14 protein-coding genes are annotated in these 18,136 nt (G+C 73.8%); 8 read left to right on the forward strand and 6 right to left on the reverse strand.

All coding sequences use genetic code 11. The features are described from left to right. The first annotated feature begins 101 nt into the window (after positions 1-101). Positions 102-3,032 (forward strand): FAD-binding and (Fe-S)-binding domain-containing protein, encoded by a 2,931-nt coding sequence (locus tag AC4F3Q_RS09140; protein WP_491039780.1) that lies wholly within the window; start codon positions 102-104, stop codon positions 3,030-3,032. 107 nt (positions 3,033-3,139) lie between these two features. Next, positions 3,140-4,651: a restriction system modified-DNA reader domain-containing protein gene (locus tag AC4F3Q_RS09145; RefSeq protein WP_491039695.1), complete on the forward strand. Its 1,512-nt coding sequence runs from the start codon at positions 3,140-3,142 to the stop codon at positions 4,649-4,651. Positions 4,652-4,682: 31 nt separating this feature from the next. Here AC4F3Q_RS09145 and AC4F3Q_RS09150 read toward each other — a convergent pair whose 3' ends face one another. The 3 genes from AC4F3Q_RS09150 to AC4F3Q_RS09160 are packed head-to-tail and all read right to left on the reverse strand — an operon-like array spanning position 4,683 to position 7,398. Then, a complete protein-coding gene (locus AC4F3Q_RS09150; RefSeq protein ID WP_168448117.1) occupies positions 4,683-5,666 on the reverse strand; it encodes an alpha/beta hydrolase in 984 nt (327 codons plus the stop codon). Further along, positions 5,663-6,619 (reverse strand): zinc-binding dehydrogenase, encoded by a 957-nt coding sequence (locus AC4F3Q_RS09155; RefSeq protein ID WP_491039696.1) that lies wholly within the window; start codon positions 6,617-6,619, stop codon positions 5,663-5,665. The genes AC4F3Q_RS09150 and AC4F3Q_RS09155 overlap by 4 nt, the downstream gene beginning before the upstream one ends. 47 nt (positions 6,620-6,666) lie before the next feature. Continuing rightward, positions 6,667-7,398 carry a maleylpyruvate isomerase N-terminal domain-containing protein gene (locus AC4F3Q_RS09160; RefSeq protein ID WP_491039697.1) on the reverse strand — a complete coding sequence of 244 codons (732 nt, stop codon included), beginning with the start codon at positions 7,396-7,398 and terminating at the stop codon, positions 6,667-6,669. 158 nt (positions 7,399-7,556) lie between these two features. Here AC4F3Q_RS09160 and AC4F3Q_RS09165 point away from each other — a divergent pair, with 158 nt between their 5' ends. After that, positions 7,557-8,573: a hypothetical protein gene (locus tag AC4F3Q_RS09165; protein ID WP_491039698.1), complete on the forward strand. Its 1,017-nt coding sequence runs from the start codon at positions 7,557-7,559 to the stop codon at positions 8,571-8,573. On the opposite strand, the gene metX is transcribed toward AC4F3Q_RS09165, so the two are convergent. Continuing rightward, positions 8,533-9,804: a homoserine O-acetyltransferase MetX gene (gene metX / locus AC4F3Q_RS09170; protein WP_286189609.1), complete on the reverse strand. Its 1,272-nt coding sequence runs from the start codon at positions 9,802-9,804 to the stop codon at positions 8,533-8,535. The two genes, AC4F3Q_RS09165 and metX, sit on opposite strands and share 41 nt — an antisense overlap. Positions 9,805-9,932: 128 nt before the next feature. Next, positions 9,933-11,270: a bifunctional o-acetylhomoserine/o-acetylserine sulfhydrylase gene (locus tag AC4F3Q_RS09175; RefSeq protein ID WP_491039699.1), complete on the reverse strand. Its 1,338-nt coding sequence runs from the start codon at positions 11,268-11,270 to the stop codon at positions 9,933-9,935. Between the two features lie 441 nt (positions 11,271-11,711). Here AC4F3Q_RS09175 and AC4F3Q_RS09180 point away from each other — a divergent pair, with 441 nt between their 5' ends. After that, positions 11,712-13,145, forward strand: coding sequence for a C40 family peptidase (locus AC4F3Q_RS09180; RefSeq protein WP_491039700.1), 1,434 nt, complete (start codon positions 11,712-11,714; stop codon positions 13,143-13,145). A gap of 105 nt (positions 13,146-13,250) precedes the next feature. On the opposite strand, the gene AC4F3Q_RS09185 is transcribed toward AC4F3Q_RS09180, so the two are convergent. Next, a complete protein-coding gene (locus tag AC4F3Q_RS09185) occupies positions 13,251-13,745 on the reverse strand; it encodes an inorganic diphosphatase (protein WP_168448124.1) in 495 nt (164 codons plus the stop codon). A 170-nt stretch (positions 13,746-13,915) separates the two neighbouring features. Here AC4F3Q_RS09185 and dacB point away from each other — a divergent pair, with 170 nt between their 5' ends. From dacB to hpt, 4 genes are read left to right on the forward strand one after another with little or no spacing between them, the layout of a single operon-like run. Next, entirely contained in the window at positions 13,916-15,331 is a 1,416-nt protein-coding gene (gene dacB / locus AC4F3Q_RS09190; protein ID WP_491039701.1) for a D-alanyl-D-alanine carboxypeptidase/D-alanyl-D-alanine endopeptidase, read from the forward strand. Beyond that, positions 15,328-16,413 carry a zinc-dependent metalloprotease gene (locus AC4F3Q_RS09195; RefSeq protein ID WP_491039702.1) on the forward strand — a complete coding sequence of 362 codons (1,086 nt, stop codon included), beginning with the start codon at positions 15,328-15,330 and terminating at the stop codon, positions 16,411-16,413. Before dacB ends, AC4F3Q_RS09195 begins: the two co-directional genes overlap by 4 nt. Then, the gene (tilS, locus tag AC4F3Q_RS09200; protein ID WP_491039703.1) at positions 16,410-17,450 is read left to right on the forward strand and encodes a tRNA lysidine(34) synthetase TilS; all 1,041 of its coding nucleotides are present in this window, start codon (positions 16,410-16,412) and stop codon (positions 17,448-17,450) included. The genes AC4F3Q_RS09195 and tilS overlap by 4 nt, the downstream gene beginning before the upstream one ends. 13 nt (positions 17,451-17,463) lie before the next feature. Further along, complete coding sequence (gene hpt, locus AC4F3Q_RS09205; protein WP_168448128.1) at positions 17,464-18,018, forward strand: hypoxanthine phosphoribosyltransferase; 555 nt, start codon at positions 17,464-17,466, stop codon at positions 18,016-18,018. Positions 18,019-18,136: the final 118 nt, after the last annotated feature.

Consider the following 18,136-nt stretch of genomic DNA (forward strand, 5'->3'; position numbering starts at 1 on the left):
CCAAGGTCTGAACGTCTGCCGGTGTGACGTGGGAAACTGGTCGCGTGGCCAGCACCCTCGAGACCCCCGCGACCCCACCAGCACCCCAGCCTCTCGCCGACGTGGACAGCTCCGCGCTCGTCGCGTCGCTGAGCTCCGCGGTCTCGGGTGAGGTCGACGGCTCGACGCTGCGCCGGGCCCAGTACTCGACCGACGCCTCGAACTACCGGGTCCCGCCGCAGGTCGTCGTCTTCCCACGCTCCACGGACGACGTGCTCGCGGCGCTCGAGGTCGCCCGCGGGGCCGGCGTGCCGATCACCTCGCGCGGCGCGGGGACGTCGGTCGCGGGCAACGCCGTCGGACCGGGCGTGGTCCTCGACTTCTCCAAGCACCTCAGCACGATCCACGAGATCGACCCCGAGGCGCGCACCGCGCGCGTCGAGCCGGGCGTCGTCATGTCGAGCCTGCAGGCGGCCGCCGCACCGCACGGCCTGCGCTTCGGCCCTGACCCCTCGACGCAGAACCGCGCGACCCTCGGCGGCATGATCGGCAACAACGCGTGCGGCCCGCACGCGGTCGCCTACGGCCGCACGGCCGACAACACGCTCGAGCTCGACGTCGTCGACGGTCTGGGACGCCGCTTCACGGCGGGCGCAGGGAAGGGCGCGCTCGACGTCGTGCCCGGGCTCGGCGACCTCGTCACCGCGAACATGGCGCTCATCCGCACCGAGCTCGGGCGATTCGGCCGGCAGGTCTCGGGCTACAGCCTCGAGCACCTGCTCCCCGAGAACGGCACGGACCTCGCGAAGGCGCTCGTCGGCACGGAAGGCACGGTCGCGACGATCCTCGGCGCGACCGTCCGCCTGCACCCGGTGGCCGCGGCGCCCGTACTCGTGTGCCTCGGCTACCCGGACATGGCGACGGCGGCCGACGACGTCCCGGCGCTCCTCGCGCTCGACCCGCTGGCGATCGAGGGGCTCGACGCGCGACTCGTCGAGGTCGTGCGCCGCCACAAGGGCGACGGCGCCGTCCCGCCGCTGCCGCCGGGCGGCGGCTGGCTCATGGTCGAGGTGACGGGCGCGGACGTCGAGGAGGCGCTCGGCAAGGCCTACGCGATCGCGGATGCGGCGTCGACGGACGCGAAGACCGTCCTGCCCCCGGGCCCCGACGCGCGTGCCATGTGGCAGATCCGGGCTGACGGAGCCGGACTCGGTGGGCGCACGCCGTCGGGCAACCAGGCGTGGCCGGGCTGGGAGGACGCGGCCGTGCCGCCCGAGCGGCTCGGCACGTACCTGCGGGAGTTCGAGGCGCTCATGTCGTCGTACGACGTCGAGGGCCTGATGTTCGGCCACTTCGGCGACGGGTGCATGCACGTGCGCCTCGACGTCCCGCTCGAGCACGACGCCGCGGTGTTCCGACGCTTCGTCACGGACGCGGCGACGCTCGTCGCGTCGCACGGCGGCTCGCTCTCGGGCGAGCACGGCGACGGGCGCGCCCGCGGCGAGCTGCTGCCGCTCATGTACAGCCCGGACGCGATCCGGCTGTTCGAGGAGTTCAAGGCGCTCCTCGACCCGGCAGACCTGCTCAACCCGGGGATCATCGTGCGGCCCGCGGCGATCGACGCGGACCTGCGCCGTCCTGCGGCCGCGCCCGTGCGGGTCGACCGGCCGGGGAAGAAGGGCACGGGCTTCGCCTTCACGCACGACGACGGCGACTTCACGAAGGCCGTGCACCGCTGCACGGGCGTCGGCAAGTGCCGTGCGGACAGCTCCGGGTCGGGCGGCTTCATGTGCCCGTCGTACCAGGCCACGAAGGACGAGACCGACGTGACCAGGGGCCGCGCCCGCGTCCTGCAGGAGATGGTCAACGGCCGCCTCGTGCGCGGCGGCTGGCGCTCGCCCGAGGTGCACGCGGCGCTCGACCTGTGCCTCTCCTGCAAGGCGTGCTCGCGCGACTGCCCGGCCGGCGTCGACATGGCGGCGTTCAAGTCCGAGACGCTGTACCGCACCTACCGGGGACGCGTCCGCCCCGTCGACCACTACGCGCTCGGCTGGCTGCCGCGCTGGACGCGCCTCGTCACCGCCGTCCCCGGCCTGGCGTCGGTCGCCAACGCGGTGCTCGGTGTGCGCCCGGTCGCGAAGGCCGTCATGAGGCTCGGCGGCATGGACCCGCGCCGGACGATGGTCAGCTTCGCGACCGAGCCGTTCCGCAAGACCTGGCGCCGCCGCCGCACCGAGCTGGGCGTGACCCCGTCGAGCGAGGTGAGGCCCGCGACGGGCGTCCTGGGCGTCGCGGGCGACCAGCCGCAGACTCCCGGCGTGCGCTCTCGCACGCAGGTCGTGCTGTGGACCGACTCCTTCAGCGACACCCTCGCCCCGAGCGTCCCCGAGGCAGCGGTCAGGGTGCTCGTCGCCGCGGGCTACGACGTGATCATCCCCGAGGACGAGGCGTGCTGCGGCCTCACCTGGATCTCGACCGGCCAGCTCGACGGCGCCCGCAAGCGCCTCGAGAACCTCCTCGGCGTCCTCGGCCCGTTCGCGGTCAACGGCGTGCCGATCGTCGGCCTCGAGCCGTCCTGCACCGGCGTCCTGCGCTCCGACCTGCTCGAGCTCCTGCCCGACGACCCGCGCGCCCACGCCGTCGCCCGTGCGACCCACACGCTCGCCGAGCTCCTCACGGCGCCCGCGCCGCTCGGCCCCGACCTCGCCGTGTGGCAGGTGCCGGACCTGTCCGACGTGACCGCCGTCGTGCAGCCGCACTGCCACCAGCACTCCGTCATGGGCTTCGCCGCGGACGAGGCGCTCATGCGCGGTGCGGGCGCGACGATCACGACGCTCGCCGGCTGCTGCGGCCTCGCCGGCAACTTCGGCATGCAGAAGGGCCACTACGACGTGTCGGTACAGGTCGCGGAGAACTCGCTCCTCCCAGCCCTGCGGGACATGGCCGACGGCGACACGTACGTCGCCGACGGCTACTCGTGCCGCACCCAGGCGCTCGGGCTCGCGGACGTGCACGGCAAGGCGCTCGCGGAGCTGCTCGCCGAGCACCTGTGAGGCCCGGCTTCATCCTTCCCGTGCGTTGACTTTCCTCGTAGCATGACCACGAGCGACCGGTCTGGGGGGACACGTACGGCGTTCGAGCTGAGTTCGGGGGAAGTGCCTTGCCCATCTATGAGATCGAGTCGGACCGGGTCGTTCCCGTGCCGTCGATGCAGCCTGCGCCCGTCGCGTTCCTGCCCGAGGCGCGCAGCGTCGTCGAGCACCACCTGGACTCCCTCCTCGGCGAGCCCGTCATGCCCGTGCACCACGCGCTGCCCGACGAGGACGCCCCCTACCTGACAGCGCTCGACGCGCACGGTGCGGTCGTGGTCGTCGAGCTCGTCGGCATGCTCGACGACTCGGCGCTCGTCGCGGCCCTCGGCCGCGCGGGTCGCGCGGGCGGCCAGTCGCGCGGCGAGCTCGTCGCCGGCTACGACCACGGGCCTGAGGCTTTCGGCACCGACCACGCGATGTTCCTCGCCCGTGTCCCGTCGCTCGGCGCGACGCAGCCGCACGTGCGCACGGGCGGCGTCCGTCTCGTGCTCGTGTGCGCGTCGGCAGGGCTGACGACGGTCGACGCGCTGGACTTCCTGCGCCAGCCCGGCATGCAGGTCGACGTGTTCCGTCTCGGCGTGGTCCGCGCACCCGACGGGCGCCGCTACGTCGACGTGTCGCCGCTCGGAGACAGCGCCCGCGGCCCGCGTGGCATGGAGTCGATGCCGTCGGCGGCCTCGTCCGTCTCGTCGCCGTCCGCCCGGACCGCGCACGCGCCCGCCGCGTCGGCCCCCGCCGGCCCGGACACACCTGCGCCCGTGCGCATGCCGGTCGGCGGTGGCGCTGCCGCCGTCGCGCCCGCCGCAGCCGTCCAGGCGACGGCCGCCGCCGGCTACGCCGCTGCGATGGCTCACGTCCCCGCCGGCGTGGCCCTCGCGTCCGTCCCGGCGCTCGCGCCCGGGTCCGCGATCGAGGTGGATCCGAACCCGGTCGCCCCGGTGGCGCCCGCGCCCTCCGTCGGCGTTCGTCCTGTCGCCGACCCGCGCGGATCGGCCGCCGCAGTCGTCTCACCGACCGCCCGCGCCAAGCGGACGGTCACCCTCGGAGCCTCCGGCGCAGGATCGTCGACGACTCCGCGTCTCGCGGGTCCCACGCCGTCCGTGACGGGTGCGGCGACGCACCCTGCAGCGTTCGCGGGCGCCCGGTCGCGCGCGCGGCTCGCGTCGGTCGAGGAGACGTCGATCGACACGAACCCGAACGACCTGTCTGCGCTGCGCGAGTCGTCGCGCAGCTATGCCGCCGCTATGTCGTACGGCTCGGTCACGGAGCCCACGCCGCCGCCGCGCGGCCCGCGCCAGCCGATCCCGCAGGGGTGGCGGGACGCCGCGCTGAAGAAGCTCGCCGGCCGCCTCGAGGAGCCGACGCCGCTCCTGTGGGTCCGGCACCGGCGCAACGAGCGCTTCGAGGTGACGCTCCACCCGGACGGCGTGATCGAGCTGCCGGACGGACGCCGGTTCATGTCCCCGGACGTCGCCGCGACGATCGTGTCGGACGCCGAGCACACGGTCGACGGCTGGGGTGCGTGGCGCGTCGGCGAGGAGACTGGCCCGACGCTGCGCGACCTGCGCGCCCAGGGCTGACCAGCCCGCTCCGTGGCTCAGGGGTGGGGGCTCACTGCCACCCGTACGCGACGACCCACCGGGTGATCTGCTCGTAGAACGCGGCCCGCGGGCCGGGGCGTGAGAGTGCGAGATCGTGGATGCCGCCGGGGATGCGGACGAGCGTGACGACGTTCCCGAGGTTCGGCACGCGTCGCGCGATCGCCTCGACGTCGAGCACGGCGTCGGCCTCGCGCATGTCCTCGCTCCAGCGAGGGCTGATCGCGGAGCGTCCCGACAGGAGCGTCAGCACGGGGATGTCGAGCCTGAGCCCGCGTGCGACGGCGGCGTGGCCGACGAGGATCGCGTTGAGCCATCCGGCCCGCACGGGGAACGACGGCGTCGGGCGCCACCGAGGGTCCGTGTCCCACTCGCCGCCGGAGGCGCGGTCGACTGTCCGGGAGTAGAAGCCGGGGTCGATGTTCGGCAGGGCGGTGCGCGGCTGGAAGCGTGCGAGCTGAGCGATCGCGGGTGCGGAGACGGTCCGTGCGACCGAGGAGCCCTGCAGCTCGAGCCAGGGGGAGTTGAGGACGAGCCCCGAGACGATCCCCGGGTGCCGGTCCGCCCACAGGGCAGCCGTGAGGCCGCCGGTCGAGTGCGCCATGAGCAGCAGCGACGCGTGCGCCCCGAGCTCGGCGCGCACGACGTCGAGCGCGGCGGCGATGTCCTCGTCGTACGTCGTGAGGTCCTCGACGTACCCGGGCGTCTGGTGCGCGCGCATCGAGCGACCGTACTTGCGCAGGTCGAGCGCGTAGAACGCGACGCCCTGGGCGTGCCAGTACGCGGCGAGCCCGGTGTGGAAGAAGTAGTCGGACCAGCCGTGCAGGTAGAGCACGGCGCGTGCGGGGCGCGGGTACGGGTCGGGCTCCGGCGCGAACCGGACGAGGGTCGCGACGACGTCGCCCTCGTCGTCGGCGGCCAGGTCCAGGTCGAGAGCCCGGAAGTCGGGGCCGAGGACGTCCTGCCGCCACCCGGGCGGGTAGCGGCGCGGGCTCACGGCAGGACCACGACCTTGCCGAAGTGGGTGCCCTCGGCCATGAGCCCGATCCCGCGCGCCGTGTCGGTGAGCGGCACCTCGAGCGCGATCGTGGGGCGCAGGTCGTGCGTCCCGAGGAATGCGAGCAGCGCGGCGAGGTCGTCGCGGCTGCCCATGGTCACGCCCTGGACGCGGATCTCCTGGAAGAAGATGCGGGTGAGCTGGGCGGCGTCGGCGTCGCCCGTCGTCGCGCCGGCGACGGCGATGGTCCCGCCGGGGCGGACGCTCGCGGCGGAGTGCGCCCACGTCGCGCGACCGACGGTCTCGACGACGGCGTCGACGCGGCGGGGGAGCCGGGCGCCGGGCTCGACGGCGGTCGCGCCGAGGGCGGCCGCGCGTTCGCGCTTCTCGGCGGAGCGGCTCGTCGCGAAGACCTCGAGGCCGGCGGCGACGCCGAGCGCGATCGCCGCCGACGAGACGCCGCCGCCTGCACCCTGCACGAGGACGCTGCTTCCGGGGCGCAGCTCGGATGCGCGGAAGAGCAGGGAGTAGGCGGTGAGCCAGGCGGTCGGGAGGCATGCGGCCTCGGCGAAGGACAGTGTGGCGGGCTTGTCGAGGAGGTTGGCGGTCGGGACGGCGACCTGCTCGGCGAGCGTCCCGGGGTACTTCTCCGAGAGGAGCGTGCGGCGCTCGCGCGGCCCGACTCCGTGTCCGTCGGCGCCGATGACGCCGTGGACGACGACCTCGCGACCGTCGGGGGTGACGCCTGCCGCGTCGGTCCCCAGGATCATCGGCAGCGCCTCGTCGGGCAGGCCGACGCCGCGCAGCGACCACAGGTCGTGGTGGTTGAGGGACGCGGCACGGACGTCGACGACCGTCCAGTTCTCGCGCGCCTCGGGCGCGGGGCATTCCCCGACGACGAGGCCGCTGAGGGGATCGGTGGGGGACGTCGACGCAGCGTAGGCAGCCAGCATGTCCCTAACATACCGACCCGGTCCTGCCGCGCCAGGGGCGGCGCGGCTCAGAACAGCGGGAGCATCCTGCCGAGGTCGGGGACGCCGGTCGCGGTGTCGCCCGTGCGCAGCGCGCGGGCGAGGGCGTCGACGTCGTACGGCTGGCGGCCGCTCGCGAGACGCACCCACAGCAGCGGCTCGACGACCTCGAGCGACCAGCCGCCGCGCGTGACGACGATCCTGAGGAGCTCGTCCGCGACGATGCGGGTCGCCTCGGGGTCGCGCGGGTCGGCGGGGCCGGTCGAGTCGACGGTGCCGTGCAGGGACGTCACGAGGTCGTCGGCGTGGACGACGAGCTCGACGAGGCGGGAGACGGCGAGCTCGCGCAGCTTGATCGGCGCGCGGCGGGCCTGGACGACGCGGTCGCCGTCGTCGCCGAGCGCCACGAGGTGCTCGAGCGCGTCGTGCGCCATCTCGCGGACGGTCGCCTGCGGCGTCGCGGCGATCTCGTGCGCGAGGTCCTTCGTCGTGTCGGTGATCTCCTGCGCGCGGCCCGGATAGGTGCCGAGGTACTCGGCGAGGCTCAGCGGGTGGCTGCCGGGAGGGCACGGCATCGCGGCGGTGACGGCGCTCATCGCGCGGCCGAGGTGGGCCAGCAGCTCGCCGTTGGTCCAGCCGGGCAGCGCGCTCGGCTGGTCGGCGGTGCCGAGCAGGTCGTCGCCGAGCGGCTCGAGCCACCGCTCGAGGAGGTCCCACTGGCGGTTGAGGGCGGCCGCGACGTCGGCGAGGGGCGTGGTCATGACGCCAATCCTGCCATCGGCTCCCACGCACGTCCGGTGCTGCGACGTAGGGGCGTGCTCGCGAGGTAGGGGGTTGCTCGCGAGGTAGGGCCTTCGGGGCCCCTGTCTCGCGTGCGCACCCCTACCTCGGCGCAGGAGGACGGCTCTAGGTTGGGCACATGGGAGCGAGCCCGGTCGTGCGTCGCGCGCTCGTCGTGGTCCTCGTGACCGTGGCGGTCCTCGGGGTGCCCGTCGCGCTCGCGGCGGGCTGGGCCCACCGCGTCGTGACCGACCCGGACGCCTACGCGTCGGCGATGGCGAGGATCGCCGACGACCCCGGGCTGCGGTCGGTCGCGTCAGCCGAGGTGAGCGACAGGCTGCTGGGCGCGGTCGACGTCGACGCCCTCGTGCGCCGCTCCCTCGACGCGACGCTGGGACCTGCCGGGGAAGCCGACCGGGTCCGCGAGGCGCTCGTGGCGGCGTCGACCTCGCTGCTGCGGGCGACGGTGCGCGACGGCGTCGAGCGCGCGCTCGTGTCGGACGCCGCGTCGGCGACCTGGGACGGCGCGAACCGACGGATGCACGAGGGGCTGCGGTGGGTCCTGACGACGGACGCGCCCGCGTCGGCGGGAGGTACGGGCGTGGCCGGGGTGTCGGCGTCGGGCGAGGTGCTGCTCGACCTCGGTGCGGTGGCCGACCAGGTCGCGGCGCGCCTCGAGGCCGAGCGGCTGCCGGTCCCGGACGTGCTCCGCCGCGTCGACCTGACGGTCGTCGTGCTCGACCGGGAGGAGGTCGCGCAGGCCCGGACGGCATACCGGTGGGCGGGTGCGGTGCGCGTGTGGGGCTGGTGCGTCGTGGCTCTCGCTGGGGCGGGGGCGGTCACCGCGTCACGACGACGCGGCCTCGTCGGTGCGGTCATCGGTGCGGGGCTCGTCGTGGCGACCGCGGTGGCACGGGCGCTCGCGGGGACGGTCCCGGCTGTCCTGCAGCGCGAGCTGGACGATCCGGACGGCCTCGCTGGTCTCGTCGTTGCGCGCGGTGGCGAGGTGCTCGCGGACAGCCTCCGCAGCGCGGTCGCGCCGGGGCTGTGGATCGGTGGTGGCGTGCTGCTCGCGGTGGCGGTCGTGGCCGTGCTCGGCCGTGCACCCGGGGCGCTCAGCGACCGCGGACGGCCTCGGTCGCGAGGAACTCGGTGACGATCGGGCCGAGCTGGTCGAACTCGATGAGGAACCCGTCGTGGCCGTGCTCCGAGCGCAGCGTCCGCAGCGGGCCTGCACCGGGCAGGTGCCGGGCGAGGCGAGCACAGTCGGCGGGGAGGAACAGCCGGTCGGAGTCGACGGCGACGACGAGCGCGCGGGCCGTGACGAGCGAGAGCGCGTGCTCGACGCCGCCGCGGTCGCGGCCGAGGTCGTGCGTGAGCATCGACTGCGTGAGCGCGAGGTAGCTGTTCGCGTCGAACCGCAGGGCGAGCTTGTGAGCGTGATGGTCGAGGTACGACTGCACGGCATAGCGACCGCCGCGCAGCGGGTCCTCCCCGCCCTGGGGGATGCGGCCGAAGCGCTGGTCGAGCTCTGCGGCGCTGCGGTACGTGGCGTGGGCGATCTGCCGCGCGATGCCGAGGCCGACGTGCGGGCCGTCGCCGTCGGGCGCGTCGTAGTAGTCGCCGCCGCGGAAGCCTGGATCAGCGAGGATCGCGGCGATCTGCGGGTGGGCCCAGGCGATCTGGTCGCCGGTCGTCTGTGCGCCGGAGGCGATGACGCCGATCGCGGCGACGTCGACGCCCTGCTCAGGTCCGAGCAGCGCCCACTCGAGGACGCGGAGCCCGCCCATGGACGCGCCGACGACGAAGCGCCACGACCGGATGCCCAGGCTCTGGGCGAGCCGGATCTCAGCGGCGACCTGGTCACGGACGGTGACGTCGGGGAAGCGGCTGCCCCACGGGCGGCCGTCGGGTGCGTCGGACGCGGGACCGGTCGAGCCCTGGCACCCGCCGACGACGTTGGGGGCGACGACGAAGTACGTGTCGGTGTCGATCGGCGCGCCGGGGCCGATCATGTCCTGCCACCAGCCTGCGCTCGGGTGTCCGGGGCCTGCGGGGCCGGTCACGTGCGAGTCGCCGGTGAGGGCGTGCAGGACGAGGACGGCGTTGGAGGCGTCGGCGTCGAGCTCGCCCCACGTCTCGTAGGCGACGGTGACGCCGGGGAGGACCTGGCCGGACTCGAGGTCGAGGTCGCCGACGTCGACGAGCTGGCGGCGGCCCGGGTCGTCGCCGGGGCGCCAGGCGCCGGTCGCGGGCACGGGCGCGGTCGGGAGCGGGGTGCGGGGCGGGAACGCGGCGAGGCGCTGGGGGGCGCCCGCGAAGGCGGGTGCTCCTCGGCGCACGGACGGGCGGGGCCCGGGGCGCGCCGATGCGTCGTCGGTCCTCATGTCACGGGAATCTAGGGCCGGTGCGGCGCCGGGGCACGGCGTGTCCACGCTGTGGCCGTCGCGTCCGGAGTCTGGACGCGGGGCTGAAGGGGTGGAGACGGCGGCGCCCGGCGCCGCACCGGGACACATCAGGCGCCCTGCTCGATCGCGGCCTTGGCCGCCGTGAACCCGGCGTCGAGGTCCGCGAGGATGTCGACGATGTTCTCGAGGCCGACGCTCAGGCGGACGAGGCCGGGCGTGACGCCCGACAAGGCCTGCTGCTCGGGCGTGAGCTGCGAGTGCGTCGTCGACGCCGGGTGGATGACGAGCGAGCGGACGTCGCCGATGTTGGCGAGGTTGGAGTGCAGGCTCAGGCCGTCGACGAACGCCTTGCCGGCTTCGGCGCCGCCGTCGAGCTCGAAGGCGAGCACCGCGCCGGCGCCGCGCGGGAGGTACTTCTGCGCGTTCGCGTGCCATTCGCTCGAAGGCAGACCGGCGTAGTGGACCTTGCGGACATCGTCGCGCGCCTCCAGGTACTCCGCGACCTTGGTCGCGTTCTCGACGTGGCGCTCAAGACGGAGGGAGAGCGTCTCGATGCCCTGTGCGATGAGGAACGCGTTGAACGGGCTGATCGCGGCCCCGAGGTCGCGCAGGAGCTGGACGCGGGCCTTGAGGATGAACGAGAGGTTCGCACCGAACTGGCTGCCGACGCCGAGGTCGCGCGCGTAGACGAGGCCGTGGTAGCTCTCGTCCGGGGTGTTGTAGTTCGGGAAGCGCTCGGGGTGCTGTGCGTAGTCGAAGGAGCCGCCGTCGACGATGACCCCGCCGATCGCGGTGCCGTGGCCGCCGAGGAACTTCGTCGCGGAGTGGACGACGACGTCCGCGCCCCACCGCAGCGGGTTGAGCAGGTAGGGGGTCGCGACCGTGTTGTCGACGACGAGCGGCACGCCGGCCTCGTGGGCGACGTTCGCGACGGTCTCGATGTCGAGGACGTCGGCGCGCGGGTTCGGGATCGTCTCGGCGAAGAAGAGCTTCGTGTTGGGGCGGACCGCGTCGCGCCACGCCTGCGCGTCGTGCGGGTCGGAGACGAACGTCGTCTCGATGCCGATCTTCCTGAGCGTGTAGTGCAGCAGGTTGTACGTGCCGCCGTAGAGCGAGGGGCTCGCGACGACGTGGTCGCCGGCCTCGGCGATGTTGAGGATCGCGAGGTGCGCCGCCGCCTGGCCGGACGAGACGAGGAGTGCGGCGACGCCGCCCTCGAGCGAGGCGATGCGGTCCTCGACGGCGCCCTGGGTCGGGTTGCCGATGCGGGTGTAGATGGGGCCGAGGTCGGCGAGCGCGAACCGTGCGGCTGCGGTGTCGGCGTCGGGGAAGACGAACGAGGTCGTCTGGTAGATCGGGAGGGCGCGCGCGCCGGTGGTCGGGTCGGGCGTCTGGCCGGCGTGGATCTGGCGGGTCTCGAACGACCAGCTGGCGGGGTTGCTCATGAGTGGCTCCTGGGACTGTTGTGGCGGTTCCTGCGGAGCGGCGGCCTGGGCTCGGCGCGTCGGGAGCTGAGAGCCAGGTGGGTTTCCGCCGCTCGTGAGGGAGGGGGCGTGGTCCGCACCTGCGCGTCGCCACGGTGGCGGGACGGGGAGCGTCGGCGACGACGTCCGTCCGGCTGTCCGGGCATGCGGATGTGCGGCTGGTCAGCTACACATTCGACGGCTCATGCGGCTGACTCTAGGGGCGGTCGATCGGTCGGCGATACTGGTGTCTCACAATCTGGTCAATGGTGAGACGGGTCCCCCGACGGGCCGGACGCGATGTGACAAAAGTGGCTGGTGTGGCTGCTGTGACACCTGTGACTGAAGTGATTCCTGGGGCGGGTGTTCCCAACGGGCCGTGGGGCAGATAGCCTCGAGCTGCTCACGTCCTGGAGGTCGTCCATGCTTCGTCCCGCCCGCAAGCGCACCCGTCGGGTGCGCGGCGCCGCCGTCCTGGCCTCCTCAGCGCTGCTGCTGAGCCTGGGGGCGGCCGTGCCGGCGATCGCCGACCCCACGCCGCCGTCGTCAGACGACGTGAACAAGGCACGCCAGGACGAGGACGCCCTCGCGGGCACCGTCGCGCAGATGGAGGTCGAGCTCGCGACGCTCGGCTCCACCGCGCAGGCCGCCGTGGACGCCGCCGCGACCGCCGGCGAGGAGTACCTCACGGCCACCGTCGAGCTCGAGTCCGCGCAGAAGCAGGCCGACGCCGCAACAGCGCGGCTCTCGACCGCGCTCGAGCGCATGGAGGCGTCCCGCAAGATCCTCGTCGGCGTCGCGCTCGAGCAGTACCGCTCCGGCGGCGCCATCAAGAACCTCGAGGCGGTCCTCTCAGCGGACGGCATCACCGAGGTCATCGAGCGCACCAGCTCGCTCGGCGTCGTCGGCTCGGTCGCGGACACCGCGGTGCAGCAGTACCGCGCCGACTCGCTCGTCGCCAAGAACCTCCAGCAGCAGGCCGACGAGTCGCTCGCCACCGCGACGCGAGCCGCGTCGAAGGCCGACACCGCCTACCGCACGGCGCAGCAGAAGCAGGAAGAGGCCGACGCTGCGCTCGTCGAGGGAGAGTCGCGTCGCAGCGCCCTCATCGCGAGCCTCGCCGCAGCACGCAACACGACGACCACGCTCGAGAAGGAACGCCAGGACGCCCTCGACGCGGATCGCAAGCAGCGCGAGGAGGCGGCCGCCAAGCGTGAGCGCGAGCGCGAGCCCGAGCAGGCTCCGACGAAGACGCCCACGAAGACCCCGACGGCCACGCCGACGAAGGCGCCCACGTCGACCCCGACCAAGGCGCCGACGAAGAAGCCGACCAAGACCCCGACCAAGACCCCGACGCAGAGCCCGACGCAGGCACCGACGCAGGCGCCGACCCAGGCGCCCACGCAGGCACCGACCCAGGCGCCCACGCAGTCGCCCACGCCGCCCCCGGCAAGCTCTGACCTCGGCACCGGCCGGTCCGTCGGCACGGCTGCTCAGGGTGCCGCCGCCGTCAAGTGGGCGAAGAAGCGCGTGGGGCTCCCCTACGGCTGGGGCTCGACAGGTCCCGACGCGTACGACTGCTCTGGGCTGACGATGACCGCGTGGGCGAGCCAGGGCGTGGGGATCACGCGCACCTCGCGCTCGCAGTACCAGTACGTCAAGAAGATCACCTACGCCCAGATGCGTCCCGGCGACCTGATCTTCTGGGCGACCGACACGTCGAACCCCGCCACCATCCACCACGTCGCGATGTACGCGGGCGGCGGGATGATGGTCGAGGCCGCGCGCCCCGGTGTCCCGCTCCGGGTGACCCCGGTCCGCTATGCCGGAACCATGGCCTACGCCGGGCGTCCCTGAACCGCAGACCCCGGCAGGACTCGCACCCCTGAACGACAGATCGCCCGTCCGCACACCAGACGTGTGCGGACGGGCGATCTGTCGTGCGGGGCGCAGCCCGGAAGGTCAGTGCGTGTAGCCGGAGTCGATCGCTCGCTGGCGCGACCGCTCGATCTCAGCCTCGGCCTCGTCGCGACCGACCCAGTGGGCGCCCTCGACGGACTTGCCAGGCTCGAGGTCCTTGTAGACCTCGAAGAAGTGCTGGATCTCGAGACGGTGGTAGTCCGAGACGTCGTCGATGTCCTGGCGCCACGCGGCGCGCTGGTCACCCGTCGGCACGCACAGGACCTTGTCGTCGCCCCCCGCCTCGTCGCGCATGCGGAACATGCCGAGCGCGCGGCAGCGGATCAGGCAGCCGGGGAACGTGGGCTCCTCGAGGAGCACGAGCGCGTCGAGCGGGTCCCCGTCCTCGCCGAGGGTCCCCTCGATGAAGCCGTAGTCGTCCGGGTAACGGGTAGACGTGAACAGCATGCGGTCGAGGCGGATGCGGCCGGTGTGGTGGTCGACCTCGTACTTGTTGCGCTGCCCCTTGGGGATCTCGATCGTGACGTCGAACTCCACAGCTCTCCTCCAAGTGCCACGGCTGGCGTGCGTGCCAGTCCGGGCGCGTATCGACTCGTGTGCGGGGGCGGTCCGCGTCGTCGCAGATCCAGCCGCCCGCGGCTCTGCTCTAGTGTGACGCACGGACAGCGTATGTTGTGAACGATGATCGATCGAGGGAAGGCGTGACGATGGGGCTCGCGGCGCGCGTCACGGGGCTGACGGTCTCGTTCGTGCTCCTCGCGGGCGGCGGTTACGTCGTCGCCGACATCACCGACACGGTGCCCGGTTTCCTCACGAATGCGCCGGTCCCGGCCCCGGCGGCCCCCTTCCCGAGCGTCGACGCGGCGGTCGGGGCGACCGAGCTCGCGCCCGGGCTCGGACCGCTCTCCCCAGACGCCGTTGTGCCGTCCGCCACAGCGGTCGAAAATCTCGTGTCGAGCTTCGCCGAGGAGGACGACAAGGTCGGTCCCGCCGTCGGCGTCCTCGTCGCGGACGCCCTGACAGGGACGGGCATCGCGGGGACCGGAGCCACGATCGGTCGTACGCCCGCGTCGACCGCCAAGCTGTTCACCGCGGCCGCGGCACTCGGGTCGCCCGGGCCCGACCACACGCTCGACACCCGCACGGTCCTCGGCGACGGCGACCAGCTCTTCCTCGTGGGCGGCGGCGACATGATGCTCGCGGCCGGCCGGGGTGACGCGTCCGTGGTCAACGGGCGTGCCGGCCTCGCGGACCTTGCTGCGCAGACTGCGCAGGCGCTCAAGCTCGCCGGGATCGACTCCGTGAACCTGCGCTTCGACGACTCGTTCTTCTCGGGGCCGACGGTGTCACCGACGTGGGACAAGCGGAACGTCGAGGCAGGCTACGTCGCACCCGTGACCGCGCTCGCGGTCGACGTCGGCCGACGCGTCGAGGGCGAGTACGTCCCGCGCTTCGCGGACCCTTCGCTCGCGGCGGCGCAGAAGTTCGCCGCGGCGCTGACCGAGGTCGGCGTCACCGTCCACGGCTCGGTGACCCGCGCGACGGCGCCCGCCGACGGCGACGAGACGGGCCGTGTCTCGTCGGCCCCGCTCTCCGACGTCGTCGCGTACTTCCTGCAGACCTCCGACAACTCGATCACGGAGGTCGTCGGACGGGTCGTCGCTGCGGAAGCAGGTCTGCCGACGTCGTTCGACGGCGCGACCGCGGCCGTGCTCGCGGCGGTGGGAAGGCTCGGGGTGGACACCTCGACCGTCCGGCTCTCCGACTGCTCGGGTCTCGGGGACGGCTCGTCGGTCCCGCCGATCGTGCTCGTCGACCTGCTCCTGAAGATCGTCTCGCCGGACAACCCCCACCTGCGGGACGTCGCGGCGGCCCTCCCGGTCGCCGGACTGTCGGGCACGCTGCACGAGCGCTTCACGATCTCGCCGGCCCGCGGCCTCGTCCGCGCGAAGACCGGGTCCCTGCCGGGCGTCACGTCGCTCGCGGGCACGACCGTGACGGCCGACGGCAGGCTCCTCGTCTTCGTGGTCATGGCGGACAAGGTGCCCGAGGGCGGCGCGTGGAACGCGCGCGCGGCGGTCGACGCGTTCACGACGCGCCTGACGGGCTGCGGGTGCTCGTGACCGCCCCGTCGGACCCGGTGGACTGGACTGTCGCCGACGCGATCGGCAGCGGGCTCGTCCCGGCGGGGCCGACCGGTTCCCGCGACGAGCTGGCGGCGCACGTCGCCCTGCTGCGCTCCGCTGCCCAGGACGCCGTGCCGCACGTCCTGCGCGTCACGGGGATGACGCCGGCGGACGGTCGGGACACGTCCGCGCCCGGGGCTCTCTCCGAGGTCCTCGTCGTGGACCGGGCGTCGTGGGTGCGGGCTGCGGCGGGCACGGCTCGCTCCCTGCTCCCAGACCTCGCGCCGAGCGGTTCGCGGCCCGGCGCGCTCGCGCGCGCTGCGGGCGGCGCCGAGATCGGTGGCGGCCTCGCGCTCCTCTCGACCCGGATCCTGGGTCAGTTCGACCCGTTCGCGCCCGCGCCCGGCCGGCTGCTCCTCGTGGCGCCCAACATCCTCGGCGCGCAGCGTGCGCTCGGCGCGCCAGCACGCGACTTCGCGCTGTGGGTGTGCCTGCACGAGCAGACGCACGCGCTCCAGCTCGCCGCAGCGCCGTGGCTCGCCGACCACCTGCGCGCGCGCGTCGCGACGCTGTTCGACGACGTCGTGCGGACGGGCCGGGAGCACGGCGAAGGGTCGGTTCCCGCGCGTCTGCGCTCGTGGTGGCAGGCCGCGGAGCGCTTCGTCACGGCGGGGCGCGAGGCGTCGCTCACGGACCGTGTGCTGACGCCCGCGCAGCGGGAGGTCGTGGCCGAGGTGGGAGCGGTCATGGCGCTGCTCGAGGGGCATGCCGACGTGATGATGGACGCCGTCGGTCCGTCGATCGTGCCGTCCGTCGAGGAGATCCGGCGGGGCTTCGACGCTCGACGCCGCAGCGCGACGGGGCTGGCCCGTCAGGTCGGCCGTCTGCTGGGCGTCGAGGAGAAGCTCGCGCAGTACACCGACGGCGCCGCGTTCGTCCGGGCCGTGCGCCGCGCGCACGGCTGCGACGCGCTCAACGTCGTCTGGGAGGCGCCCGAGCACCTGCCCACCGCTCGGGAGATCCACGACCCGGCCGCGTGGAGCCGGCGGGTCGGGCTCGGCGGGCGCTCGCGGGCATGAGCCTGCCGCAGCCCCGTCTCGTCGCGGGCCGCAGAGCGGTCCGCAAGGTCCTGGAGGCGTTGCCGGTGGGCTCGGTCGTCGTCGTCGGCTGTTCCGGCGGGGCGGACTCGCTCGCGCTCGCGGCGTGCGTCGCTCACGAGACGGGCGGTCCGCGGGCGGGCCGACAGCTCGTGGTGCGCGCGGTCGTCGTGGACCACGGGATGCAGGCGTCGTCCGCCGAGGTGGCGCGGTACGCCGCCGCGACGTGCGAGGGGCTCGGGCTCAGCGCGCGGGTCGTGCGTGTCGACGTCGGCACCGACGGCGGCCCTGAGGCCGCGGCGCGAGCCGCGCGGTACGCGGCGCTCGAGGGTGTGCTCGACGCAGAGGTCGCGGCCGCGAGGGCGCCGGGCGGCGTCGTCCTGGTGGGGCACACGCGTGACGACCAGGCCGAGACGGTCCTCCTCGGCCTGGCGCGCGGCGCGGGCGCACGCTCCCTCGCCGGGATGCGCGCCGAGCGTGGGCGGCTCCGTCGGCCCTTCCTCGACCTGACCCGCGCGGACACGGAGGGCGTGTGCGCCGAGCTGGGCCTCGACGTCTGGCACGACCCGACGAACGTGCCGACGCCGGACGGCGGTGGGCCGCGCCGTTCGCTGGTCCGGCACCGCGTGCTTCCTGTCCTCGAGGACGTGCTCGGGCCGGGTGTGCCCGCCGCGCTCGCCCGCACGGCTGAGCAGCTGCGCGAGGACGACGACGCGCTCACCGGTCTCGCGGAGGACCTCCTCGCCCGCGCTGCGGACGGGCCGCAGGACGAGGGGTACGACGTCGCGACGCTCGCGGCGGCGCCCGCGGCGGTGCGGCGTCGGGCGCTGCGCGCTGCGGCCGTCCAGGCGGGGAGCCTCGCGGGAGCGCTCACGCGGACGCACGTCCTCGCGCTCGATGCCCTCCTCGTCGCGTGGCGCGGCCAGGGGGCGGTGCCCCTCCCGGGGCGCGTCGAGGGAACGCGATCCTGTGGCAGGCTTGTGCTGCACGCCCGCTCGGCGGGCACCCCCGCACCCTGAGGAGAACTTCGTCGTGGACCTGTCCGACATCGGGAACGACCTCGAGTCCGTCCTGCTGAGCGAGCAGCAGCTGAACGACCGCCTCGCGGAGATGGCTGCTCAGATCGACGAGGACTACAAGGGCCAGGACCTGCTGCTCGTGGGTGTGCTCAAGGGTGCCGTCATGGTCATGGCGGACCTCGCGCGTCGTCTGCACCACCCGGCCGAGATGGACTGGATGGCGGTCTCCTCGTACGGCTCCGGCACCAAGTCGTCGGGCGTCGTCCGCATCCTCAAGGACCTCGACGCTGATCTCACCGGTCGCAACGTCCTGATCGTCGAGGACATCGTCGACTCCGGCCTGACGCTGTCGTGGCTGCTCTCGAACCTGCGTTCGCGCGGCCCGAAGAGCGTCGAGATCGCTGCGATGCTGCGCAAGCCTGACGCCGTCAAGGTCGAGCTCGACGTGCGCTACGTCGGCTTCGACATCCCGAACCAGTTCGTCGTGGGCTACGGCCTCGACTATGCGGAGAAGTACCGCAACCTGCCGTTCGTGGGCACGCTCGCCCCGCACGTCTACGAGAGCTGAGGCACGCTCGTTCCGAGCCCCTCCCACCTGGGATGTGACCGGGTGCGGCGACCGTCCCACGCCCTCGGCGAACAATCAGGTCTCCTCCAGTTTCGGCGTGTAGCGTTCCTGAGAGCAC

The sequence above is a fragment of the Flavimobilis sp. BM9 genome (assembly GCF_058313055.1).

Coding starts and splice junctions, on each gene's coding strand:
- AC4F3Q_RS09180 (WP_491039700.1), top strand. CDS start 11,712: ATGCTTCGTCCCGCCCGCAAGCGCACCCGTCGGGTGCGCGGCGCCGCC.
- AC4F3Q_RS09175 (WP_491039699.1), bottom strand. CDS start 11,270: ATGAGCAACCCCGCCAGCTGGTCGTTCGAGACCCGCCAGATCCACGCC.
- AC4F3Q_RS09160 (WP_491039697.1), bottom strand. CDS start 7,398: ATGACCACGCCCCTCGCCGACGTCGCGGCCGCCCTCAACCGCCAGTGG.
- tilS (WP_491039703.1), top strand. CDS start 16,410: ATGAGCCTGCCGCAGCCCCGTCTCGTCGCGGGCCGCAGAGCGGTCCGC.
- metX (WP_286189609.1), bottom strand. CDS start 9,804: ATGAGGACCGACGACGCATCGGCGCGCCCCGGGCCCCGCCCGTCCGTG.
- AC4F3Q_RS09155 (WP_491039696.1), bottom strand. CDS start 6,619: ATGCTGGCTGCCTACGCTGCGTCGACGTCCCCCACCGATCCCCTCAGC.
- dacB (WP_491039701.1), top strand. CDS start 13,916: ATGGGGCTCGCGGCGCGCGTCACGGGGCTGACGGTCTCGTTCGTGCTC.
- AC4F3Q_RS09165 (WP_491039698.1), top strand. CDS start 7,557: ATGGGAGCGAGCCCGGTCGTGCGTCGCGCGCTCGTCGTGGTCCTCGTG.